This window comes from Aquincola agrisoli (assembly GCF_036621135.1).
In the GTDB taxonomy this organism is placed as follows: Bacteria; Pseudomonadota; Gammaproteobacteria; order Burkholderiales; family Burkholderiaceae_C; genus Aquincola; species Aquincola agrisoli.
In genome coordinates this window covers 12214-35625 of the sequence record NZ_JAZIBG010000012.1, presented here as the reverse complement: position 1 = coordinate 35625, position 23412 = coordinate 12214, and the positions used below count along the sequence as shown (strand labels likewise).

Genomic DNA, 23412 nt, shown 5'->3' with positions numbered 1-23412 from the left:
TCCCGGCCATGTCGACGACGCAGTCCTTCACCGCCGAAGACGTGCAAGCCATGCACGAGGCCCTGGCATGGGCAGACAAGGCCATCGGCCTGTCCGACCCCAACCCCCGCGTCGGCTGTGTCCTGGTAGGAGCCGGATGGCGGGCAGGCGGGCATACCCAGGCAGCCGGCGAGGCTCACGCCGAAGTGATGGCCTTGAGGGCGGCGCGACAGGCCGGCCATGATCCCCGCGGCAGCACGGCCTACGTCACGCTGGAGCCCTGCGCGCACCATGGCCGCACGCCGCCCTGTTGCGACGCGCTGATCGACGCCGGCGTCGCTCGCGTCGTCGTCGCCCTCGAAGATCCCTTCCCTCAGGTTGCCGGCAAGGGTCTCGCCCGGCTGAGACAGGCCGGCATCGACGTGCGGCTCGGCCTGTTGGCCGCGCAGGCTCGGGACATCAACATCGGGTTCCTGTCGCGTGTTCAACGCGGCAGACCGTGGGTGCGGATGAAGATCGCCGCGTCGCTCGACGGCCGCACGGCCTTGCACAACGGGGAGAGCCAGTGGATCACGGGCCCCGAGGCGCGTGCCGACGGCCACGCCTGGCGCAAGCGCGCCGGGGCTGTCCTCACCGGGATCGGCACGGTGCGCGACGACGACCCGCGCCTGGACGTCCGCCTGGTGGGAACGCACCGGCAGCCGCTGCGGGTGATCGTGGATTCGCGGCTGGAAATCACCCCGACGGCGCGTGTCCTCCAGCCCCCCGGCCAGGCGCTCGTCTACACCACGGTGGCGGCAAGCCGAAGGCACCTGGATGCCATCCATGCCGAAGTGGCGCCGTTGCCGTCCACCCCCGATGGCAAGACCGATCTCGCGGCGCTGCTCGACGACCTCGCAACACGCGGCATCAACGAACTCCACGTGGAAGCGGGCCATCGGCTCAACGGCTCGTTGCTGCGTGCGGGGCTGGTCGATGAACTGCTGGTCTACCTTGCACCCACGCTGCTCGGCAGTGGCCGCGACATGGCGGCATTCGGCCCGCTGGAGCGGCTGGCGGACGGCCTGCCGTTCCACTTCGTCGACAGCGCCTTCGTGGGTACCGACCTGCGCCTGCGGCTGCGCCGCGCGGGCGCTGCCGAGTTCTGACCCTGGCCAAGCCCTGCCCCGCGCGAACTGCGAGAATCGGCGCATGTTCACAGGCATCATCAGCGGCGTGGGCCGCATCACCGGCATCGACCCGCTCGGGCCCGACGCCACGCACGGCAGGCGGCTGACGATTTCTGCCCCGCCGGGCTACCTCGACGACGTGCAGCTGGGCGACAGCATCGCGCTGAACGGGGCGTGCATGACCGTCACGTCGTTCGACCGTGCGGCCAACTGCTTCACGATCGACATCTCCGCCGAAAGCCTGCAACGCACGGCCGGCCTCGCCGAGCGGGGCCGCATCAACCTCGAGAAGGCGTTGCGTGCCCATGATCGCCTCGGAGGCCACCTCGTGTCCGGCCATGTGGACGGGGTGGGGACGGTGTCCCATTTCTCGCCCGTCGGCGAATCGTGGGAGCTCCGGATACTGGCGCCGCGGGCACTCGGCAAGTTCCTCGCGTACAAGGGCTCCATCACCGTCAACGGCGTGAGCCTGACCGTCAACCGCGTCACCGACGCCCCGCAAGGCTGCGAGTTCAGCATCAACCTGATCCCGCATACCCTGGAGAACACGGCGCTGGGCGAACTGGCGCCGCAACGGCCGGTGAACCTCGAAGTGGACCTGATCGCCCGCTATGTGGAGCGCATGCTGAGCGTCGAGGCCGCGGCGTCCGACTGACGAGGCCCGGCGGCGGAGCCGTTCCAGCCGCCACCTACAATCCACTGATGCCCATTTCTCCTGTTCCCGAGCTGGTCGCCGAGCTCGCAGCCGGCCGCATGGTCATCCTCGTCGATGAGGAGGATCGCGAAAACGAAGGCGATCTGGTGCTGGCCGCCGAGCATGCGACGCCCGAAGCGATCAACTTCATGGCCCGGTACGGGCGCGGGCTGATCTGCCTGACGTTGACGCGCGAACGGTGCGAAGCCCTCCAGTTGCCCCCGATGGCCAGCCGCAACGGCACCAAGCACGGCACCGCCTTCACCGTCTCGATCGAAGCTGCGGAAGGCGTGACCACCGGCATCTCGGCAGCCGACCGCGCCCGCACCGTCCAGGCGGCAGTGGCCAAAGGGGCCGTGCCCGGCGACCTGGTGCAGCCAGGCCACATCTTTCCGTTGCAGGCGCAGGAGGGGGGCGTGCTCATGCGCGCCGGCCACACGGAAGCCGGCTGCGACCTGGCGGCCATGGCGGGTTTGACGCCAGCGTCGGTGATCTGCGAGATCATGAACGACGACGGCACGATGGCCCGGCTGCCCGACCTGGAGATCTTCGCCCGCGAGCATGGACTGAAGATCGGCACGATCGCCGACCTCATCCAGCACCGCAGTCACAACGAATCGATGATCGAGCGCGTCGGCACCCGCCGACTGACGACGGCCCAGGGCACATTCGACTGCATCGTGTACCGGGATCGCACGGGCGGCGCCCACCTGGCGCTGAGCGTGGGGCAGTGGCAACCCGAAGATGAAGTGCTCGTGCGCGTGCACGAGCCGTTGTCGTTGATCGATCTGCTCGACGCCGCGGGCACACGCCATTCCTGGCCGCTGCCCAGCGCGCTCGCCGCACTGCAGGCCGGCGGGCGTGGGGTCGCCGTGCTGCTGAACTGCGGGGACGACGCGGAGGGCCTGCTGACGCGTGCCCTGGCCCCCCAAGGCGGGCCGTCGCTGCGCAACAGCGGCAGCATCGACCTGCGCACGTACGGCATCGGGTCCCAAATCCTGCGGGATGTCGGCGTGCGGCGCATGCGCCTGCTGGGCAAACCGCGCCGCATGCCCAGCATGACCGGCTTCGGGCTCGAAGTCACCGGCTTCACCGCCGCGCCCTCTACGAAAGATTGATATGCAAGGCTCAGACAAGGGCGATGCCGCCGGCATCGATGGCGGGCAACTCGCCATCGGCATCGTCCGCGCCCGCTTCAACGACGCGCTGACCCGCCAGCTCGAATCGGCCTGCCGTGCCGAGCTGCAGGCGCTGGGCGTATCTGCCGAACGCATCGTCGGTATCACCGTGCCTGGCGCGCTCGAAGTGCCCCTCGCCTTGAAGGCGCTGGCCGGACAGGGCCGCTTCGACGCGCTGGTGGCGCTCGGCTGCATCATCCGTGGCGAGACCTACCACTTCGAGTTGGTGGCCAATGAAAGCGGTGCCGGCGTCACCCGGGTGTCGCTGGACCATGCGCTGCCCATCGCCAACGCGATACTGACCGTCGAAAATGATGCCCAGGCCCGGGCACGCGCCGAGGACAAGGGCCGCGACGCGGCACGCGTCGCGGTCGAAATGGCCCTGTTGCTGAAGGACCTGAAGTGAGCCCCGCCCCCAAGAAGCCGCACGGCGGCAAGCGGCCGTCCGCGGCCAACGTCGCGAGGCGCCGTGCCCGCGAGGTCGCCCTGCAGGGCCTGTATGAATGGCTGGTGTCCGGCACCGACGCCGGCGTCATCGACGCACACATGCGCGAACAGGAAGATTTCGCCCAGGCGGATGCGGTCCATTTCGATGCCCTGCTGCACGGCTGCATCACCGAGGCGGCCGACCTCGACACCGTCATCGCGCGGCACGTCGACCGCCAGACCTCGCAGTTGTCGCCCGTCGAGCACGCCGTGCTGCTGATCGGCGCGTACGAGCTCAAGCACTGCGTCGACATCCCCTACAAGGTCGCCATCAACGAGGCGGTCGAACTGGCCAAGAGCTTCGGCGGCACCGACGGCCACAAGTACGTCAACGGCGTGCTCGACAAGACGGCTGCCGACCTGCGCCCTGTCGAGACCCAGGCCGCGCGAGAGGCGCGCCGGCCCGCTTGACCCGCCGCAGCCGCGCCATCAGGCGCGGCCGAACTCGCCGGCCGCCAGGTCGCACGAGACCGCGGTGAGCCACGAAGCGCCGAGGTAGAACCGCACCGCGCCGGTCGACCGCCGGCGCACCAGCATCAGGCTGTCCTGCAGGCCCAGCGCCGCGCTGAGATCGGGCTCCGGATCGCGCTCGAGCTCGAAATCGCGGGCGTCGAAGCCATGCGCCGCCAGCGTGGTGCCGAACCACTGGGGCGGGGCTGAGTGCTGCATCGTCGACATGATGTCGCATCCTCGAATCAGGGGGGTTCGGCAATGGTGCCTGTGCAGCAAATCGCACTGCATCCCCCTGAAGGACGAAACCGTGGGCGACCGGCGCCCTGGCATGCCAGGAATGTCAGCCCTGCGCCGCCATGCACTCGGCGCAGCGGCCGTACAAGGTCAGCTCGTGCCCGTCGACCGCAAAGCCGGCCGGTGCCAGCCGGGCAAGATCTCCCGGGCATCCGTGGACGTCAAAGACACGCTGGCACGACCTGCACTGGAAGTGGTGGTGGTGCGCCAGGTGGGTCGGTTCGTAGCGGGGGCTGTCGCCCGGCAGCGCGACCGCCTGGATGCTGCCCTCGTCCACCAGCAGCTTGAGGTTGCGGTAGACGGTCGCGATGCCCAGCCCGCTGACCTCGGCACGCGCCGCTTCGAGCACCTCCTGGGGCGACAAGGGCCGCGAGGCAGCGTCGATCACGGCGCGGATGGCGGAACGTTGGCGGGTGGTTCTTTCCATGGCTGGCGGCAGCGGGACGGGAGGCCGAGCCCCGGCATTCTGGCATGGCCCGATAAGGAGAATTCGTTATCATTAGGGATCACGATGCATCCGCGGCCATGAACCCACCCGTTGTTTCCCCAGACGCCGATCGGGCGCCGGACGGCCGCAGGCCTGGCGGCGGGCGCACCTGCTGCGGCCTGTTGGCAGCCGGTGCCCCTGCGCGGGTCGGCGCTGCGCTGTCAGCCACCGTGGCGCTGTGGCTGCTCGTCGAATGGGCGCTCCGCCATGCTGCATGACACGGCGCCCGCCGTGCGGCTCGACGCCGTTGAAGTGGCCTATGGGGCGGCTTCGGCGGTCGGCCCCGTCACGGGCATCTTCGAACGTGGCCAACTGCATGCCATCGTCGGGCCCAACGGCGCCGGCAAGAGCAGCCTGCTCGGCGCACTGGCAGGCCACCTTCCGGCTGCGGGCTGCATCACCATCGCGAGCGACCTGCGCGACCGGATTGGCTGGCTGCCGCAACGCACGCAGATCGACCGCAGCTTCCCCATCCAGGTCGACGATTTCGCCGCGCTCGGCCTCTGGCCGCGGATTGGCGCCTTCGGCGCCGTCGGCGTGCCACACCGCCGGGCGATCGACGGGGCGCTGACGCGCCTCGGGCTGCAGGGCCTGCAGCGCCGACTGATCGGGGAGTTGTCGACCGGACAGTTCCAGCGGCTGCTCTTCGCCAGGCTGTGCCTGCAGGATGCCCGGCTGCTGCTGCTCGACGAACCGTTCACCGCGCTCGATGAACGGACGGCCACCGACATGCTGGCGCTGCTGCACGAGTGGCAGCGCGAAGGCCGCACGGTGATCGCCGTGCTCCATGAGCACGCCGTCGTGCACGATCACTTCACCAACATGCTGCTGCTCGCCCGCCAGCCGATGGCCTGGGGCGCCCCCGCCGAGGCACTGACCGCCGACGCCTGGCAGCACGCGCAGGCATGCATGGCATCGCACCAGCGCATGGCCGAGGTGGCCGCATGACGATGCTGATGCACGACCTGTACGCCATGCTGTGGCAACCCTTCGTCGAGTTCGCCTTCCTGCGCCGGGCATGGGTCGCCTGCCTGGCCCTGGCGCTCACCTGCGGCCCGCTCGGCACGCTGCTCGTGCTGCGCCGAATGAGCCTGGTGGGGGATGCGATGGCCCACGCGCTGCTGCCCGGCGCCGCCGTCGGCTACCTGGCGGCCGGCCTGTCGCTCGGCGCGATGAGCGCCGGCGCCTTCGCCGCGGCCCTGCTGGTCGCGCTGCTCGCGGGCGCCGTGGCGCGGTTCACGCCGCAGCGGGAAGACGCCAGCTTCGCCGCCTTCTACCTGATCGCCCTGGCCGCGGGCGTGCTGCTGATCGCGCAGCGTGGCGGCAGCGTCGACCTGATGCATGTGCTGTTCGGCAGCGTGCTCGCCGTCGACGACGCCTCGTTGCAGCTGGTGGCCACCGTGTCCGGCGCGTCGCTGCTGCTGCTCGCGCTGCTGTGGCGCCCGATCGTCGCCGGTGCCGTCGACCCAGTCTTCCTGCGGTCCGTGTCGCGGGCTGCGCCGGCGGTGCACTACGCCTTCCTCGCCCTCGTCGTCGCGAACCTGGTAGCCGGCTTCCAGGCGTTGGGAACCTTGATGGCCGTGGGCCTGCTGATGCTGCCTGCCACGGCCGCACGCTTCTGGGTTCGCGGCCTCGGTGCACTCGCCGGGCTCTCCAGCGTGATCGCGGCGCTGAGCGCCTGGGCCGGGCTGCTGCTGTCGTACCACGCGAACCTGCCTTCGGGCCCGGCCATCGTGCTCGCCGCGGGCGGCTGCTACCTGGCCTCGCTGGCCTTCGGACGCCACGACAGCCTGCGTGCGCGATGGCGGCGACACCCAGGCACGACGGGGCCGGCTCGACGGCCGCGCGCCGCGGCCCTCACCGTCCTCGGCGCCGCTGCCGCCGCCCTCCTGCTGGCGCCCGCACCGCAGGCCCGCGCGGAGACCGTGCCCCCCTTGCCGGCCAAGCCCCGCGTCGTGGCCAGCTTCTCGATCCTGGCGGACCTCGTCAGGGAGGTCGGCGGAGACGCCTTCGACGTCAGCAGCCTGGTCGGCCCGGGCGGAGATGCACACGTCTACGAGCCGACGCCGGCCGCGGTCCGGCAGATCAGCTCGGCACAGCTGGTGGTCGTCAACGGGCTGCGCTTCGAGGGCTGGCTCGACCGGCTCGTCTTCGCTTCCGGCTACCGCGGGCCGGTGCTGATCGCCAGTGAGGGCATCGCCGCGCGCCAGGTGTTCGGTGCGCCCGATCCCCACGCCTGGCACGACCCCGCCCACGTGCGCCGCTATGTCGCCAACCTTCGCGAAGGGTTGACGCGGCTGGCACCGCAGGAGGCCGCCGCGATCGAGCGCCGCGCGGCGCAGTACCTCCAGCGGCTCGATGCGCTGGACACGCGCCTGCGGGCCCGCGTCGCGCAGGTGCCTCCCGAGCGCCGGCGCGCCATCACGTCGCACGACGCGTTCGGCTACCTCGCCGCCGCCTACGGCGTGCGCCTGGTCGGCGTGCAGGGCTGGACGACGGCCGCCGAACCGTCGGCCGCCGACATCGCCCGCCTGATGCGGCAGATGCAGTCCGAGCACGTGCGCGCCCTTTTCCTGGAAAACACCGGGAACCCGCGGCTGGCCGAGCGCATCGCACGCGACACCGGTGCCGTCATCGGCGGCACGCTCTACGCTGACACACTCTCGCCGCCGGGCGCCGGCGCAGACACCTTGCTGCGCCTGCTCGAGCACAACCTGACCACCCTGACCACCGCCTGGCTCACCGCCGGCCGCACCGCGACACCATGACCACACGACGCCTCTCCAAGACCTTGTGCCGCCATGCTGCGGTGCTGCTGCTGGCCACCGGTGCCGGCGCCGCCTGGGCACAACCCCACGGCCATGCCGGCCACGCGGCCCACCAGCATGGCAAGGCGTCGCTGGACATCGCCGTCGAGCGCCAATCGCTGGCGGTGCAGATCGAGACCCCGTTGGACAGCCTGCTCGGCTTCGAGCGCGCGCCGCGCACGGATGCAGAGCGGCAGGCCGCGGCCCAGGCGCTGGCCAAGCTGCGCGAAGCCGACAAGCTGCTGGTCGTCGACCCCGCCGCCGGCTGCACGCTCGCCAAGGTCGACATCGACGCGCCGGTGCTGGGCGAGCCCGGCGGCCAACCGCAGGCGCCCCAGGCCGGCCACGGCGCACAGGGTGCCCATGAAGACCATGCCGAACTGCAGGCCGCCGTCGAGTTCCGCTGCACCGACGCGTCACTGGCCAAGTACATCGATGTCGGCCTGGCCGACGCCTTCCGCCGCATCCGCACGATCGATGTCCAGGTGGCCGCCCCGCAGGGTCAGCTCAAGCGCACGCTCACCGGCAAGGCGCGCCGCGTCAACCTGACGCGATGAGCCTGCCAAGTTCCCCTGCTGCGCGCGTGCAGGGCGCGCCGGCCGGCGCCGGCGGCCCGCTGCTGGCCTGCACCGGCCTGCGCTTCAGCTGGCCAGGCGCCGCCACCCCCACGCTCGACATCGACCGCTTCGACGTGGCCGCCGGCGAGACCCTCTTCCTCCACGGCCCCAGCGGCTGCGGAAAGAGCACGCTGCTGACCATCCTCGCGGGCGTCCTGCAGCCGCAAGCCGGCAGCGTGGAGCTGCTCGGCACGCCCTGGTCCGCGCTCCGGTCGAGCCGGCGCGACCAGCGGCGCGCCGACCACGTCGGCTACGTCTTCCAGCAATTCAACCTGCTGCCCTACCTGAGCGTGCTCGACAACGTGCTGCTGCCCTGCCGCTTCTCCGCGGTGCGGGCGCGGGCAGCCGGCGATGCGCAGGGCGAGGCGCGCCGCCTGCTCGGGCACATGGCCCTGCCCGCCGCGCTGTGGCAGCGCGAACCCACGGCGCTGTCCGTGGGCCAGCAGCAGCGCGTGGCGGCCGCCCGCGCCCTCATCGGGCGGCCGGCCCTCGTCATCGCCGACGAACCCACCTCCGCACTCGACGAAGACCTGCGAGAGCGCTTCGTCGAGGTGCTGCTGAACGCCTGCCGCGACGCCGGCAGCGCCCTCGTCTTCGTCAGCCACGACCAGCGGCTGGCCCCGCGCTTCGAGCGCAGGGTGTCGCTGCCCGCGCTGAACCGCGCGGCCGGCGCCACGCTGGCGGCCGGCGAGGAGGCCGCGGCATGAAGGCATTGATCGGCCTGGCCGCCCGCAGCGCGTGGAACCGCCGCTTCACGCTGATGCTGACCGTGTGCTCCATCGCCCTGGCGACCGTGCTGCTGCTGGGCATCGAGCGGGTACGGACCGACCTGCGCGCCAACTTCTCGTCGGCAGTCTCCGGCACCGACCTCATCGTCGGCGCCCGCAGCGGCTCGACGCAGCTGCTGCTCTATTCGGTGTTCCGCATCGGCGCGGCGACCAACAACATGGGCTGGCAGAGCGTGCAGGCGCTGGCCGGCCACCGGGCAGTGGCCTGGGTGGTGCCGCTGTCGCTGGGCGATTCGCACCGGGGCTTTCCGGTGCTGGGCACCACGCCCGACTACTTCCAGCACTTCCGCTACGGCGACCGCCAGCCGCTGCGCCTGGCCGAAGGCCAGCCCTTCGCCCAGGTCTTCGAGGCCGTGCTGGGTGCCGACGTGGCCCAGCAGCTCGGCTACCGCCTCGGCCAGCGCCTGACGCTGGCCCACGGCAGCGGGGAGCTCGTCGCCGAGCATGCGGACAAGCCCTTCGTCGTCACCGGCATCCTCGCGCGCACCGGCACCCCGGTGGACCGCACGGTGCACATCAGCCTGCAGTCGATGGAAGCGCTGCACATCGACTGGCTCGGCGGCATGCAGGTGCCCGGCATGGCCCTCTCGCCCGAGAAGCTGCGCCAGATGGACCTGCAGCCCCGGGCCGTCACCGCGGCGCTGGTCGGCCTGAAGAGCCGGCCGGCGGTGTTCTCCGTGCAGCGCTGGGTGGCCGACTACCGCGGCGAGCCGCTGATGGCCATCCTGCCCGGCGTGGCGCTCGACGAGCTGTGGGACGTGGTCGGCGTCGGGGAGCGTGCACTGCTCGTGATGTCGGCGCTGGTCGGCATCGTGAGCCTGGCCGGGCTGGTGTCGGTCGTCCTCACCAGCCTCAACGAACGCCGGCGCGAGCTGGCCGTGCTGCGCGCCGTGGGTGCGGGGCTGCGCCACATCGTCGCGCTGCTCGCACTGGAAGGCGCGCTGGTCACCCTGCTGGGCGCGGTGCTCGGGCTCGTCCTCGTGCTGGGGCTCACCGCGGCGCTCGGCCCCTGGCTGCAGGCCCATCACGGTCTGGTGATAGGCTGGGGCCTGCCGTCGCCGGTGCAGTGGGCGCTGTGGAGTGCCGTCATCGCCACCGGCTGGCTCGCCAGCCTGCTGCCCGGGCTGCGCGCCTACCGCCTGTCGCTGGCCGACGGGTTGTCACCAAGGATCTGAGCATGTCGTCGCTGTCCCGCCGTTCGCTGTTGTCCATCGCCTTCGCCGCCACCGCCCCGGCGGCCTTCGCCGCTCCGCCGGGCGGGGAGTACCGCACCATCACCTGGGAAGCCCTGGTGCCGAAGGACTGGGATCCGTCGTCGCAGTTCAAGGACGCGCCGGCCAGCCTGCAGGACGGCGACCCCCGGGCGGTCGAGATGCTGAACAAGCTGCGGGAGGTCTGGAACAACGCGCCGGCCAACTCGGCGATGCAGAACGCGGCCGTGCGGCTCCCGGGCTACGTGGTCCCGCTGGAGGAAGCCAACGGCGGCATCACCGAATTCCTGCTCGTGCCCTACTTCGGCGCCTGCATCCACACGCCGCCGCCGCCGGCCAACCAGATCGTCCACGTGCTGCCCAAGGCGCCGCTGAAGCAGCTGAAGTCGATGGACGCGGTATGGGTGCGCGGCAAGCTGCAGCTCAGCCGCACCGATTCCGCGATGGGCACGAGCGGCTACCGCATGGAAGCGGTGTCGGTCGACAAGTACGTCGCGGACGAAGACGCCAAGAAGCGCTGAGCCCGGCGTGGCTCATCCTGCGCAGGTGCGGTTCTTCCCCTGGTGCTTGGCTTCGTAGAGCGCCTCGTCGGCGCGCTCCAGCGCCACCTCGATGCGCTCGCCAGGCCGGTAGGCGGTGACGCCCGCGGAGAACGTGACGAACACGTCCTGGCCTTCATGCATGAAAAGGCTCGCGGTGAGCTGCCGCTGCAGCCGGGTCAGCACCTGCTGGGCTTCCTCCACCCCGGTGTCCGGCAGCAGCACCACGAACTCCTCGCCGCCGAACCGCGCCACATGGTCGATCGGCCGCAGGGCCTCGCGGACCCGGCGGGCCAGCGACTTGAGCGCCTCGTCGCCGGCGCCGTGGCCCAGCGTGTCGTTGAGCCGCTTGAAGTTGTCGATGTCGATCAGCCCGACGGCCAGCGGCCGGCCGTCGCGGTCGATGCGCGCACGCTCGGCCTCGAAGGCCTGCATCAGGCCCCGCCGGTTCGCCACCTGCGTCAGCGCGTCGGTGGCCACCTCGTCGGACAGGCGGCGCAGCTCGCCCTCCAGATCCCGCACGCGTGATTCCAGCTCGCTCGCACGGGCGTGCTCCTCGCTCAGCCGCTGCTGCGTCCGGCTCACCCGCTGCTGCACGGCGCGGCTTTCGTCGACCATGGCCTGGACCACGCCCGCCAGGTCGACCAGCGAGTCGGCCTCGGCGATGGTCTCGGCGTAGCGGCCCAGGTTCTCGCTGAAGCGGCCGGTCTCGTCGCCGAGGTCGCCCACCTGTTGAAGCAGGCTGTGGATCAGGGTCTTCAGCGCATCGCGCGCCTGGTCGCGTTCGGAGCGCAGCCGGTGTTGCTGCTGGCGGGTCTGCGCGAGCAGTTCGCCCGCGGCACGCACGCCGCGCACGTTGAGCGTCTCGGCGCCTGTGTCGGCGTCCTCGCCCTGCAGCCGCGCACGCAGCGCTTCCGCCTGACCCTGGGCCCAGCTGCCCTCCTCGGCCAGCTCCGTCAGGCCGGCAGTCAGCTCCAGGCACAGCGCGCCCACCTGCTCCAGCAGGTGATGCCGATGGGCGAACAGCCGGCGCGCCCGCTCGCACACGCCGTGCACCGCCTGCGCCAGCTCCGGCGTCGCGCCTTCGTGGTGGATGCGGTCGGCCAACTGGGCCAGCGTCGCCGCCAGTTCGCAGGCGTTGGGCGCCGAGGTCGGCAAGGCAGCCACGACGGTACCGCTCAGGCTGCTCGCGAGTTCGGGCCAGTGCCCTGCCGACGAGGCCGGCATGCCGCCGACCGCCGCGCTGGCGGGCTCCTGCGCCGCGGCCGCGTGGTGCACGGGGACGGCAGCGCCGCCCGCATCGCCCGACCCCTCGTCCACGTTCGAATCGCTGTCCCAGCCGGCGACCAGCTGCCGCAGGCGCTGCTGCAGCCGCGGAAGATCGCTTCGGCTGCCGTCCAGCACACGCTGAAGGCTGTCCTTCTTGCGTGCCATGGTCCACTGCCGGCCGCCGCGCTCCAGGCCGCGCACCATGCGCTCGAGCAGGCCCGCCCACGCCTGGGCCGACGAGGCACCGTGGTCGGCGCTGCGGTCCAGCGCCCGCGCCAAGTCGTCCCACTGGCCCTGCATCAGGCTGCGCACGAGCTCGGTCCGGCTGTCGGCATCGTCGCTCGCGCGGGCGGCCAGCCGCTCCAGCAGCGGCCGGCTGCGTTCAGGCAGCGCCGCGGCGGCGGCCGGCTGGCCCAGTTCCTCGGCCCAGGCGCGCGCGTAGTTCTCGGGGGTAGGCTCCTGCTGCGTGACGGCCAGGCGGCGCAACGCACCCTTGGCGATCTGCGCCGGCGTCAGGGTGGCGTTCATCTACAGGCGGCCGCCGCCGATCACGCGGGTAGGCTCGCCGCCGTCCGTAGAGGCTTGCGCGATCCAGGGCGCCTTGCGCGGCAGCACCGTCTGCTGCAGCCACTTCTCGATGTCGTTGGGCGGGATCGGCCGGCTGAACAGGAAGCCCTGCATCACGCCGCAGCCCAGGCGGTGCAGCACCTCCATCTGCCGAAGGTTCTCGACGCCCTCTGCGATCACCCGCAGGCCCAGCGAGCGCGCCAGTGCGATGATCGCGGTGACCACCGCCGAGCTCTGCGGCGTGATGCCCAGGTCGCGCACGAAACTGCGGTCGATCTTCAGCTCCGAAATCGGCAGCGTGGTCAGGTAGGCCAGCGACGAATAGCCGGTGCCGAAGTCGTCGATCGAGATCTCGACGCCGATTTCGTTGAGCCGGTGCAGCGCCGGGATCACGTTCTGCAGGTCCTTCATCAGGCCCGTTTCGGTGATCTCCAGCTGGATCGACCGGTGCGGCACCCCATAGGTGCCGACCGACTGGTGGATGTGCTCGACGAGGTCGGAGCGCTCGAACAGCCGGTTGGGCAGGTTGACGGCGATCGAATCGGCGAAGCCGAAGCTCACCGCCCACGCCTTGGCCTGCCGGGCGGCCTCGCGGATCGCCCATTCCGACAACGGGATGATCAGGCCGGTTTCCTCGGCCAACGGGATGAACTCCCCGGGCGGCACCAGCGTGCCGCCGCGCTGCCAGCGCATCAGCGCCTCGGCACCGACCATGCGCGCCGCCCGCACGTCGACCTTGGGCTGGTAGTGCAGCACCAGCTCGTCGCGTTCGATCGCCTTGTGCAGCGCGCTTTCGAGCTCGAGCTTCTCGCGGCCCCGCCCCGCCAGCTGCGGGCTGTAGACCGAGGCTGCGTTGCGGCCCTGCGACTTGACGGCATACATCGCGACGTCGGAGTTGCGCAGCAGGTCGGCCACGGCTGCGCCGTCGCGCGGAAAGAGCGCGATGCCGACCGATGCAGTGACGAAGCACTCCTGGCCCGCGACGAAGATCGGCTCGCGCATCGCATCGAGCACGCGGGCGGCGACGCGTTCGGCGTCACGCTCGTCGGCCACCTCGGGCAGCAGCGCGACGAATTCGTCGCCGCCCAGCCGGCCCACGGCCTCCAGCGTGCGGTGCGACCGGGAGCCCACGGCTTCGAGCGCCCCTTCCATCACCTGGTCGGAGTGGCGCACGCAGGCGCGCAGCCGGCGCGCCACTTCCATCAGCAGCTCGTCGCCGGCGGCATGACCCAGGGTGTCGTTGATGATCTTGAAGCGGTCGAGGTCGATCAGCAGCAGCGCGGCCTGGTGGTTCAGGCGGCGCGCATGCTCCAGCGCCCGCTCGGTGCGCCAGATCAGCTGGCGTCGGTTGGGCAGCCCCGTCAGCGCATCGAAGTTGGCGAGGTGGCGGATCTTGTCCTCGGCGATGCGCCGGTCCGTCACGTCCTGCACGATGCCGGTGTAGCCGCTGCTCTGCCCGTGCTCGTTGAACTCCGGCTCCGCCTCGACGTGGATGATGCGCTGGCGGCCGTCGAGCAGCGTCACCGGCACGTCGGTGGCCAGCACCGAGCTGTGCGCCAGCACCTCGTGCAGCACGCGCAGCAGGCCGCGGCGGTCGCTCGGCGGCACCATGCGCAGCAGCGGCCGCAGGCCCAGCCGCTCGTTGGGGCTGCGGCCGAAGACGCGCAGGCCTTCCGGGGAGATCACGATGCCGCCGCCGGCCGGCGGATGGCCGCGCCGCCAGTCGAAGCTGCCCATGCGGGCCAGGTCCTGGGCGCGGGCCAGGCGCGTCTTGCTGCGCTCCAGTTCGACGCGCGTGCGCGACGCACGCAGCAGGTAGTGCAGCCGGCCAGCCAGCAGGCTCCACTGCGTGCTCTTGACGAAGAAGTCCGTCGCCCCCGCCTGGTACGCCCGCGTGATCGATGCGTCGTCGTCGAGGCCCGTCAGCATCAGCACCGGCATGTTTTCGAAACCAGGCAACGTGCGCAGCTCGGTGCAGGTGCGGAAGCCGTCCATGCCGGGCATCAGCGCATCCAGCACGATGATGTCCGGCGCCCACTGCGCCAGCATCTGCAGGGCCTGTTCGCCGCTGCTCGCCTCCGTGATCGAGAAACCCCGCTCGCGCAGCGCGACGGCGGTGAGCATCAGGTTCACTTCGTCGTCGTCGACGAGCAGGACCTTGGGCTCGGTCGGGCCGTGCTGGTCGGCAAATGCGTGGAGCGAGTTCATGGGTCGTTGACTCATGCTATGCACTGCCAAGCAATTTCAGGCCGGTCTGCAGTCGCTTGCATTCGGTAACCATAGCATCGAGTTGCGTCGACAGGCTCGCCGTCTGCAGCTCGCGCACGTTGCGCTCGATCTCGGCGCACAACTGCGAAAGATGGAGCGCGCCCACGCTGGCCGCCGACGATTTGAGCGTATGTGCCACATGCTTGATCGCCTGGAAGTCCTCGGCGGCACGCGCCTGTTCCAATTGGATCAGCAGTTTCGCCATTGAACTGTCGAAAGTCCGCAGCACCCGCAGCACGAGCCCCATCTGGCCGGCAGGATCCAGCTCACGCAGCCGGTTCAGCGCGGCCTCGTCCAGCATGGCGAGCAGCGTGCCCGGCAGATCGCTCCGCGCAGCACCGCCGCCGCCCTCGCCGGTTTCAGCGGAGGGGGCGCGAGTCTGGGAGCGGAGCGGAGAGAAGGGCACGAGGCGATATTCGGCCATTGTCGGCCGCTTCTGAAATGGAACGATGAATCGGGCGGCCGCCCGTAACAGCGCAGCCAGGCTGGAATCTTGCCACGTCGCCGATGCATACAATCCCTTGCATGTTTGGTGGCTCCCCTCACGACGCCGAAACGTCAGCGGCGCGCGACGGACGCCGAGCGCCGCTGCGTGCCGGGTTCCTTTCGCAGCGCGGCCCGGCGGCGCTCATCAAGATTGCGGCCGCGCTGGCCGTGGCCTCGCTGCTGGCTGTGTGGCCCGTCCTTATCGCATTGCAGCAAACCGCGCCGCAGACCGTGCCGCCCCTCTGGCTGATGTGGCTCGCTTGCGCGCTGTGGCTGGGTGCAGCGGCCGCGGCCGGCTACCTGCTGGCCCGGCGCAGCAGCGCCGCCGTGCTGCGTGACACCCGCCTGGAGCGCCAGGCGCTGGGCCAGATGCTGGATGTCTGGCAGTGGCACACCGACCGGCAGCACCGGCTCGTCCACCTGCAGCCTCCGCTGGGCGCGCCGCCCCTCGACTGGCTCGGCCGCGCCGGCGTACCGCTGTGGGAGCGTTTCGACAGTCCGCAGCATCCCGGCGTGATCCGCGGCAAGCTGGAAGCGCACACCGCCCTCGACGACCGCGTGACGCAGCCCGACGGCAGCACCTGGCAGCTGCGTGGCATGCCCCGCTTCGACGAGGCGGGCCTCTTCGCAGGCCACTGCGGCACGGCGCGGCTGCTCGACCACGCCATCGAGCAGGCTGCGGACCACGCCGCGTTCAAGGCCCTGCTGCCCACGCTGCCGGGGCCCTTCTGGGTGGCCAGCCCGGCCGAAGGCGGCCTGCGCATCGTGCGGTGCAACGACGCGGCGCAGCGCCTGGCTTGCGGCGTCGGCGCCACCTGGGACGAGCTGCTGGCGCGGCTGCCACACGACCTGGCACGCGCGGTGCAGGCGCTGCAGCCGGGCGATGCCGGCACCCACGAAGGGTGGGCCGTGCACCTGATGCCGGTGGGCGACGCGGGCGAAGGCCGGCTGCTCGCGCTGCTGCCCCGGCCCGGCCTTCCCGAGGCGACGGAAGACAACGATTCGGCGGCCTTCAGCTACACCGTCTCGCACGACCTGCGTGCGCCGGTGCGCGTGGTCGAGGGCTTCACCCGCATCCTCAAGGAGGACTACGGCCGCTCCCTCGACCGCATCGGCAACGACCATCTCGACCGCGTGCTGGGCGCCGCCGCGCGCATGAACAGCATGATCGATGCGCTGCTGGGCCTGGCGCAGCTGTCCAACCAGCCGCTGGTCCGCCAGCCGGTGAACCTCTCGCAGCTGGCCAGCTATGTCGTCGACGACCTGCGCCGCCAGCAGCCGCAGCGGCACGTGGAGGTGCACATCCAGCCGGGCCTGCAGGCGCAGGGCGATCCAACGCTGCTGCGCCTGGTGCTGGAGAACCTGCTGGGCAACGCCTGGAAATACACCGGCCAGCGCGAACGCGCCGAGATCACCTTCGAAGGCACGGCAAATGACCACGGCGAGGGCTTCGTCGTGCGCGACAACGGCGCCGGCTTCGACATGCGCTTCGCGGACCGGCTCTTCGGCGTCTTCCAGCGCCTGCACAGCGCGAACGACTTTCCCGGCACCGGGGTCGGGCTCGCCTCGGCACGGCGCATCGTGCGGCGGCACGGCGGGGACGTCTGGGCCGAATCCGAGGTCGGCCAGGGCGCGCGCTTCTACTTCACGCTGCGCAGCTAGCCGGCTCAGCCCGAGCCGGCTAGCAGCTCCACCGCATCGACCACCCGTTCGGCGTAGGCCGGCAGCGACCGGTTCTCCGCCTGGGCCTGGCGCTGCAGCCGCTCCAGCGCCTGCGTGCGCGACAGCGAGTACCGGTGCATCAGCACGCCGGCCGCCAGCGCCACCACATCGCCCAGCGGATCGCCGCCCTCGCGCGGGCGCTCCGGCACGGCGGCAGCGGACGCCGCGCGCGGCGGCTCGGCCCGGCGCAGGCGCGCGAAGGCAGCGTCGACGGTCGGCAGGATCTGCCCGATGTCCAGCGGCTTGACGAGGTAGGCCACGGCGCCCAGCGCCTCCACCTGCCGCGCCGTCTGGTCGTCGGAGAAGGCGGACAGGAACATGAACGGCACCTGGCAATACTCGCGCAGGTAGGCCGCCACGTCGAAGCCGCTCTTGCCTTCCATGCGGATGTCGAGCAGCGCGAGATCGGGCCGGTGCTCGCGCGCCAGCAGGATGGCGTCGTCGCCGTTGTCCGCGTCGATCACCTCGTAGCCCGCCTGCGCGAGGCCGTGCGACACCGTCGCCAGCACGAGCCGGTCGTCGTCAACCACGAGAATCTTGCCTTTGCTGGACATGGCGCCGGATTGTGGCTCAACCACGCGCGGCTGCCCGCCACGCCGCGGGCCGCGGCACGGTCACACGTCGACCCACTGCACCCCGGGAGGCACGAGCACGATGGTGGCGACCACCTTGGGCCCGTCGGCGTCCATGCCGGGCAGCAGCGTCAGCGTCGCGCTGCGGCGCGGCAGCAGCGCCCGCACGAGCCCCAGCCCCGAGACGCCGCCCGGCACACGCGCCAGTTCGAAGCCCGGCGGCAGGCTGCCGCGGTTCACGATCTCGATGCGCACCTGCGCAGCGCCGCTGATCAGCGTGCACTGCACGTCGCCGTCGCTGCTGTGCTTGATCGCGTTGGTCAGCAGTTCGTTGACGGTGAGCGCCAGTGGGATCGACTCGGCCTCCGGCAGCGCCCAGCCGGTCGGCGCCTGGCCCTGCGCGCTGAAGACGATGGGCCGGCCGAACATGCGCCGCACCGAGCCGGTGATCGACTCCAGCACGCTCTGCACACGCAGCGGGCCGCCCGCGCCCACCTGCAGCCCGTAGACCTGCGCGATCGCCTGCACCTGGCCGATCGCCTCCGAGATCACCGGCGCCACCTCCGGCCGGCGCAGCGCGATCTGCTGCATCAACCCCGCCACGCCCTGCAGGTTGTTCTTGATGCGGTGGTGCACTTCCTTGACGAGCATCTCGCGCTGCACGATGGCGGCCTCGAAGCGCGCCTCCTCGGCCGCGCGCTGCTCGGTCACGTCGCTGGCCACCAGCAGCAACTGCTCGGGCTCGGCCTCGGGCGTGGCGCTGATGGTCACGTAGCGCGCGTCCCAGATGCGCAGCGACCCTTCCGGACCGCTGGGCACGCGGTACTCGCGCCGCGTCACTTCGCTGCTGCGCAGGGCCTCGCGCATGTCGGCCTTCAGCACCGCGGCGATGTCGGGAGGGAAGATGGTCTCCAGCGGCTCGCCGGCCAGCGCCTCGATCGGCCGGCCGATGAAGTTGGCGGCCATCTGGTTGAGCTGCAGCAGCCGCAGCGTGCGCGCATCGTGCAGGCCGATGGCCAGGGGGGCCGTCTCGATGATGCGCTGCAGCCGCGCCTGCGCCCGCGCGATGCGCTGCTCGGCCTCACGCCGGCGCTCGATGTCGAGCAGCGCGAAGGTGAGCTGCCGCCCCCCGGAGCCGTCCGCGCCGGTCGCGACCACGTTGCCGACCACCAGGAACTCGCGCCCGTCGCGGGCGCAGAGCAGGCACTCGAAGGACTCGGCTTGGCCATCCATCAGCGCGTGCAGGTAGTGCGTCCGGCGGAACGGGTGATCCTCGTCGGCGGTGGCGACGACGGCGATCGGCTCGCCGTAGAAGTCGGCCAGTTCGCCGCCGAACATGCGCCGCGCGGACCGGTTCATCCACTCGATGCCCTGCGAGCCGACGGTGACGATGCCCACCAGCACCGAATCGAGGATCGCCCGCGTGCGGTCCGCCTGCCGCACGAGCAGCTTGCGCGCGCGGTGGCGCTCGTCGACGTTGACGAACGAGCAGATCAGGCCGGCGCCCGGGTCGGCCGGGTCGACGCGCCGCAGGTTCACCTGCACCCACAGCAGGGAGCCGTCCTTGCGCCGCAGCCGCCGCTCGCCGGCGTGGCGGCCCTGCGCATCGAGCAGCGGCTCGTCGTGCGCGCGGTAGTGCTGCCAGGCGCTGCGGTCCTCGAACAGGTCGGCATGCTGCAACGTCGACAGCTCCTGCGGCGCGTAGCCGCTGAGGGCCGCGAAGGCCTCGTTCGCGCGCTCGATCCGGTCGGCCTTCAGCCAGGCGATGCCGACCTCCGAGAGGCTGAACATCAGCTCGCGTTCGTGCAGCAGCGTCTCCAGCTCGGCCTGCTGCGACTTCAGGCGCGAGATGTCGGTGAGCACGGCCACCACCTCCCCGGGCTCGCCTTCGCGCGTGCCGAGCCCGTCGGCGCGCCGTACCGAGAGCGAATACCAGGTGGCCACGCCGGTGTGCGGGTGCACGAGGCGGAACTCCGTCTCGTAGGTGTGATGCTCGTGCAGCGCCGCGTCCAGGCCCTGGATCACCGGCTGCAGGTGTTCGTGGCCGGCGAACAGCTCCGCCAGCGTGAGCCCGGCCGCCCGGCCGCCCGCCAGGCCCAGCATGCGCTCGAAGCGCTGGTTGCAGCGCACCAGCACCGTGCCGCGCAGGTAGGCGATGCCCGCGCTGGTGCCGTCGAGGATGGTCGTCAGCTCGCGCAGCAGCTGCTCGTTGCGGTGCTGCGCCTGGGCCTGCTCGGTGACGTCGAGCGTCACCACCGAGGTCGTCGTGCGGCCGGAGCCCAGCTGCCCCGGCTCGACGCGCGTCAGCAGCCAGCGCAGGCCCAGTTCGGGATGCCGGACCGCATAACGCACCTCGGCGCGTTCGCCGCCCTTGAGCGCGCGCTGCAGGCGCTCGTAGTCCGGCAGCGACGCCGGCTCGACCAGCTCGCGCGAGATGCCCTGCAGGCCGCCCGCGCGCTCCTCGCCGCCCGCGCGTGCGCTGGGCAGCCAGCCGCGGGACGGCTCGAATGTCGCGACGCCGACGCCCGCCGTGTTCATCAGGGCCCCGATCTCGAGCTGCGCGAGGTCGCGTTCGTCCTCGGCACTGCGGTCCTCGATCACCGCAAGGTAGCGGCGATGCCCGCGGGACGGTTCGATCGCGCGGACGCGCGCGCGCAGCTGGCGCCTGCGGCCATGGGCGTCGACGAGGCTCACGCGGCGCTCGATCGCCGGCGCCTGGGGCTGCAGCGCCGCATGCGGGCCGCCGTCCTCCCACCCCAGCAGCATGCACAGCGCCGGATCCGCGTCCGGCAGCGCCACCGGCACGCGCCCGACCAGGGCTTCAAAGGCCGGGTTGCTGCGCACCAGCAGGCCGTGCGCGTCGAACATCAGCATGCCCACGGTGCTCAGCGCGAACCACTGCTCGAGCTCGCTCAGCGAGCGGTCGACCTGCTCGCGCGCATGGTGCTCGGCCGTCGCGTCCTGCAGCACGCTCATGTAGAGCTTGCGGCCCCGGGCATCGGCGATGCGGCTCGCGGCCGCGCGGTACCAGCGCTCGTGGCCCTGGCCGTCCACGATGCGCCGCTCGATCATCCGGGAGGCGCCCAGCGCGTCGGGCAGCTCGGTCTCGCGCCCGCCGAGGTGCAGTTCGCGGTCTTCGGCGTGCATCAGCTCGACCGGGTCGCGGCCGATCAGTTCGGTCCGTGCGCGGCCGGCGAAGGTCACGTAGGCGTCGTTCACCGCGACGAGCCGCATGTGCTCGTCCTGCAGCGTCACTGGAAAGGCCGAATCCCAGAAGCTCTGCAGCAAGGGCCCCCAGGGCCCCTTGGCGAGGCTGGTGAGCAGGTCCTGCTCGAGCGGTCTGTCTCTGGCGGGCGTGGGAACAGCAGGGCCCATGGCACGGCGAGCAGCGGGTGGAGGGTCAGTCGAGCTGGTGGGCGGTGGCCAGCGCACGCAGCACGGCGCGGTTGACGGCCTCGACGCTGAGCATCAGCCCTTCCGCGGCGTCGCGGATGTCGAAGAGCGACTCCTGCTCCACCGCGCGCACCAGTTCGAGGTAAGGCTGGTAGGGGCCGGTGCCGGCCCCCAGCGCCTGCGAGACGCCGTCGGGTACGGGGATGGTGCGCAGCAGGGCGTCGAACGGCTGCTTCATCATGCGGTCGAGCAGCGAGAACACGCCGCAGATGAAGATCTCTCCGCGCATCTCGTCGTCGCCCTGGCCGCGCACCAGTTCCTCCATCAGCAGGCCGCGGCGCACGGCAGCGAACATCACCGGCCGCATGTCGTGGTCCTTGCTGGCCGAGACCAGCAGCAGCGCGAGCCAGCGCTTCAGGCGCTGGTAGCCCAGCATCATGATCGCGTGCCGGAACGAGCCGATCTCCACCCGCAGCCCGAAGGCGGGCGAGTTGATGTAGCGCATGAGCTTGAACGCCAGCGCCGGATCGAGCTTGAGCGACGCCTCGAGGCGGTCGATCGGCTCCTGCTGGTCGACACGCCGGATCAGCTCGACGATGGTGGCCAGGTCGGGCTGGGTGGCTGCCTTCGCGGGAGCGGCTTCGATGGGGTCGTCCAGCGGCCAGCCCAGCGCGCCGGCGGCGCCGGCCTGCAGTGCCCTCGCCAACTCGGCCTGGGAGCGCACCCCCGAGGCCAGCGGCGGCTGGGGCATCGGCAGCGCGCCCGGCTGGGCGAGCTCCGCGCCTTCGACGATCGCCTGTCCGAAGCAGGCCAGCACGCCGGGCGGCAGCTCCCGCGTGGGCCGGCCCTTGATCAGCAGGCTGGCACCCGCCGCACGCGCCGCCAGCAGCGCCTGGGCATGCTGCGCATCGGCGGCCATGAAGGCCGGCACCTCCAGCGCGATATGCGCCGGCGTGCGGGCGGCGAGCATGTCGGCCAGCAGCGGCTCGCTGGCGATGTTGAGCAGCACCCGGCCCGCCTGCGGCGGCCAGACCTCCGCCACGGCCGCCAGCAGCGAGGCGGCGTCCGGGCGGGCATCGGGCCGCTGGGGGAAGACGGTCAGGCGCGTGGCGCTCACGGCGCGCTGCGCATCGATCCAAGGCGAGTAACCGAGGGCCACCTGGCCCAGGACAGCGTGGTCCATCATCTGAAATGCACTGCGCCCGGCAGCCAGTGGCGGGCGTTAGGTGATGTACTGGAACAGCGACAGGCGCTGCACCGACGAATAGGTCTGGAGCGAAGCACTGTAGCCGGTCTGCTGGTTCTGGAAGTCGGAAATCGCCTGCACCAGGTCGAGATCCTCGGCGTTGGAGCGCTCCGTCTCGCCATAGAGCTTCAACGCCGACACCCGGCCCTCGACCGCATCGGCGCGGTTGAGCGATTCGCCGGCCGACGCCCGCAGCGCCTGCAGCGAGCCCGCCACGGCGTCGATGTCGCGCAGCGCCGTCTGCGCGCTCTGCGTCACCTGCGCGCCGGTGCGGTGGGGCGTGGTCAGCTCGGCGATGGTCCGGTCGAGCACGCCGAAGACGCTGAGCGAGCGCGTGGACGGCACGATGTCGAACCGGTCGCCCGCCGCCGGGCTGCCGCCCACGGTGAACGAGATGCCGTCCACCTCGATCGCCTTGCCTTGCGCGTACGGGCCGCTCGCCACCAGCGTGCCGCCGGCATCGCGGACCTCGTAGGTGGTGGTGCCCCCGGCCACGCTGAACTGGACGTCGTAGCTGCCGCCGGTGAGTTGCGACGGATCGGTCACCTGGCCGGCATCGATCCATGCGGTGGTGGTGCTCGTCGCACGCGTCTCGAACACGCCGTTGCCGCTGGGCGCACTGAGCCAGGCATCGGCGCCGTTGATGGTCAGCGGCAGCGCCTCGTCGCTGCCCACGTTGATCTGGCCGGAGGCGCCGCGGAACTGGACGCCGGCGGCGGTATCGAGGAACGGTGGCTGGCTGGCACCCTGGCCGGCGAAGAGGTAGCTGCCGGCGCCGTCCGACCGGTTGGCGACGCTGAAGAGCTGCGTGCGGATCTCCTTCAGCTTCTCCGCCAGCGCGGAGCGCTCCGCGTCGCTGTAGCTGCCATTGCCGGAGGCCACGATGCCTTCGCGCGCCTGCTGCAGCAGCTCGGTGGCGTCGCCCAGGGCGCTTTCGGTCAGCGTCATCGAGTTGCGACTCGCCTGCAGCGCGCGCTGGTTGGCATCGGAGCGCGAGACGACCGCCAGCGCCCGCTCGGCACGCGCCGCGCTGGTCGGGTCGTCGCTCGCCTTCTCGACCCGCTTGCCCGAGGTGAGGCGGCCGTTGGCCTCGTTCAGTTCGGTCTGCCGCTTCTGCAGGTTCGCGAGGCTGGCAGCGTAGGAATAGGCGGTCGTGACTCTCATGGCTGTAAGGCTCCCTCAATGCG

Annotated in this window: 21 protein-coding genes; 12 read left to right on the top strand and 9 right to left on the bottom strand. The window is 71.4% G+C overall.

Going from position 1 to position 23412, the window contains the following annotated elements; genetic code table 11:
- Positions 1–8 precede the first annotated feature (8 nt).
- The 5 genes from ribD to nusB are packed head-to-tail and all read left to right on the top strand — an operon-like array spanning position 9 to position 3917.
- Positions 9–1127, top strand: a complete 1119-nt coding sequence (gene ribD, locus V4F39_RS04175) for a bifunctional diaminohydroxyphosphoribosylaminopyrimidine deaminase/5-amino-6-(5-phosphoribosylamino)uracil reductase RibD (protein WP_332288033.1) — start codon at positions 9–11, stop codon at positions 1125–1127.
- A 43-nt stretch (positions 1128–1170) separates the two neighbouring features.
- A complete protein-coding gene (locus tag V4F39_RS04170) occupies positions 1171–1803 on the top strand; it encodes a riboflavin synthase (RefSeq protein ID WP_332288031.1) in 633 nt (210 codons plus the stop codon).
- Positions 1804–1850: 47 nt separating this feature from the next.
- Positions 1851–2960, top strand: coding sequence for a bifunctional 3,4-dihydroxy-2-butanone-4-phosphate synthase/GTP cyclohydrolase II (gene ribBA, locus V4F39_RS04165; RefSeq protein WP_332288030.1), 1110 nt, complete (start codon positions 1851–1853; stop codon positions 2958–2960).
- Between the two features lies 1 nt (position 2961).
- Complete coding sequence (ribH, locus tag V4F39_RS04160; protein WP_332288028.1) at positions 2962–3426, top strand: 6,7-dimethyl-8-ribityllumazine synthase; 465 nt, start codon at positions 2962–2964, stop codon at positions 3424–3426.
- Positions 3423–3917: a transcription antitermination factor NusB gene (gene nusB / locus V4F39_RS04155; RefSeq protein WP_332288027.1), complete on the top strand. Its 495-nt coding sequence runs from the start codon at positions 3423–3425 to the stop codon at positions 3915–3917. The genes ribH and nusB overlap by 4 nt, the downstream gene beginning before the upstream one ends.
- Before the next feature lie 18 nt (positions 3918–3935).
- Here the strand turns inward: nusB and V4F39_RS04150 are convergent, their stop codons facing one another.
- Positions 3936–4184 (bottom strand): hypothetical protein, encoded by a 249-nt coding sequence (locus V4F39_RS04150; protein WP_332288026.1) that lies wholly within the window; start codon positions 4182–4184, stop codon positions 3936–3938.
- Positions 4185–4299: 115 nt separating this feature from the next.
- The gene (locus V4F39_RS04145; RefSeq protein ID WP_332288025.1) at positions 4300–4680 is read right to left on the bottom strand and encodes a Fur family transcriptional regulator; all 381 of its coding nucleotides are present in this window, start codon (positions 4678–4680) and stop codon (positions 4300–4302) included.
- Positions 4681–4947: 267 nt separating this feature from the next.
- Between V4F39_RS04145 and V4F39_RS04140 the strand changes: the two genes are divergently transcribed.
- From V4F39_RS04140 to V4F39_RS04115, 6 genes are read left to right on the top strand one after another with little or no spacing between them, the layout of a single operon-like run.
- A complete protein-coding gene (locus V4F39_RS04140; protein ID WP_332288023.1) occupies positions 4948–5688 on the top strand; it encodes a metal ABC transporter ATP-binding protein in 741 nt (246 codons plus the stop codon).
- Positions 5685–7508, top strand: coding sequence for a metal ABC transporter solute-binding protein, Zn/Mn family (locus V4F39_RS04135; RefSeq protein WP_332288021.1), 1824 nt, complete (start codon positions 5685–5687; stop codon positions 7506–7508). The genes V4F39_RS04140 and V4F39_RS04135 overlap by 4 nt, the downstream gene beginning before the upstream one ends.
- Positions 7505–8104 carry a ZrgA family zinc uptake protein gene (locus V4F39_RS04130; protein ID WP_332288020.1) on the top strand — a complete coding sequence of 200 codons (600 nt, stop codon included), beginning with the start codon at positions 7505–7507 and terminating at the stop codon, positions 8102–8104. The genes V4F39_RS04135 and V4F39_RS04130 overlap by 4 nt, the downstream gene beginning before the upstream one ends.
- Positions 8101–8871 carry an ABC transporter ATP-binding protein gene (locus V4F39_RS04125; protein ID WP_332288018.1) on the top strand — a complete coding sequence of 257 codons (771 nt, stop codon included), beginning with the start codon at positions 8101–8103 and terminating at the stop codon, positions 8869–8871. The genes V4F39_RS04130 and V4F39_RS04125 overlap by 4 nt, the downstream gene beginning before the upstream one ends.
- Positions 8868–10127 carry an ABC transporter permease gene (locus V4F39_RS04120; RefSeq protein ID WP_332288017.1) on the top strand — a complete coding sequence of 420 codons (1260 nt, stop codon included), beginning with the start codon at positions 8868–8870 and terminating at the stop codon, positions 10125–10127. Before V4F39_RS04125 ends, V4F39_RS04120 begins: the two co-directional genes overlap by 4 nt.
- Positions 10128–10129: 2 nt before the next feature.
- On the top strand, positions 10130–10684 hold the full coding sequence (locus V4F39_RS04115; protein WP_332288016.1) for a DUF3299 domain-containing protein: 555 nt from the start codon (positions 10130–10132) through the stop codon (positions 10682–10684).
- A 12-nt stretch (positions 10685–10696) separates the two neighbouring features.
- Here V4F39_RS04115 and V4F39_RS04110 read toward each other — a convergent pair whose 3' ends face one another.
- Genes V4F39_RS04110 through V4F39_RS04100 form a run of 3 tightly spaced genes read right to left on the bottom strand, consistent with a single transcriptional unit; the run spans position 10697 to position 15230 of the window.
- Entirely contained in the window at positions 10697–12499 is a 1803-nt protein-coding gene (locus tag V4F39_RS04110) for a GGDEF domain-containing protein (RefSeq protein ID WP_332288014.1), read from the bottom strand.
- Entirely contained in the window at positions 12500–14746 is a 2247-nt protein-coding gene (locus V4F39_RS04105) for a putative bifunctional diguanylate cyclase/phosphodiesterase (RefSeq protein ID WP_332288013.1), read from the bottom strand.
- A 16-nt stretch (positions 14747–14762) separates the two neighbouring features.
- Positions 14763–15230, bottom strand: a complete 468-nt coding sequence (locus V4F39_RS04100; RefSeq protein WP_332288012.1) for an Hpt domain-containing protein — start codon at positions 15228–15230, stop codon at positions 14763–14765.
- Positions 15231–15331: 101 nt separating this feature from the next.
- On the opposite strand from V4F39_RS04100, the gene V4F39_RS04095 reads away from it, so the two are divergent.
- On the top strand, positions 15332–16954 hold the full coding sequence (locus tag V4F39_RS04095; RefSeq protein ID WP_332288011.1) for a sensor histidine kinase: 1623 nt from the start codon (positions 15332–15334) through the stop codon (positions 16952–16954).
- A gap of 5 nt (positions 16955–16959) precedes the next feature.
- Here the strand turns inward: V4F39_RS04095 and V4F39_RS04090 are convergent, their stop codons facing one another.
- From V4F39_RS04090 to flgL, 4 genes are read right to left on the bottom strand one after another with little or no spacing between them, the layout of a single operon-like run.
- Positions 16960–17568, bottom strand: coding sequence for an ANTAR domain-containing response regulator (locus tag V4F39_RS04090; RefSeq protein ID WP_332288010.1), 609 nt, complete (start codon positions 17566–17568; stop codon positions 16960–16962).
- Between the two features lie 60 nt (positions 17569–17628).
- Positions 17629–20961, bottom strand: a complete 3333-nt coding sequence (locus V4F39_RS04085) for a PAS domain-containing sensor histidine kinase (RefSeq protein ID WP_332288009.1) — start codon at positions 20959–20961, stop codon at positions 17629–17631.
- Between the two features lie 25 nt (positions 20962–20986).
- Positions 20987–22162, bottom strand: coding sequence for an EAL and HDOD domain-containing protein (locus V4F39_RS04080; RefSeq protein ID WP_332288008.1), 1176 nt, complete (start codon positions 22160–22162; stop codon positions 20987–20989).
- Between the two features lie 39 nt (positions 22163–22201).
- Positions 22202–23389: a flagellar hook-associated protein FlgL gene (flgL, locus tag V4F39_RS04075; protein WP_332288007.1), complete on the bottom strand. Its 1188-nt coding sequence runs from the start codon at positions 23387–23389 to the stop codon at positions 22202–22204.
- Positions 23390–23412: the final 23 nt, after the last annotated feature.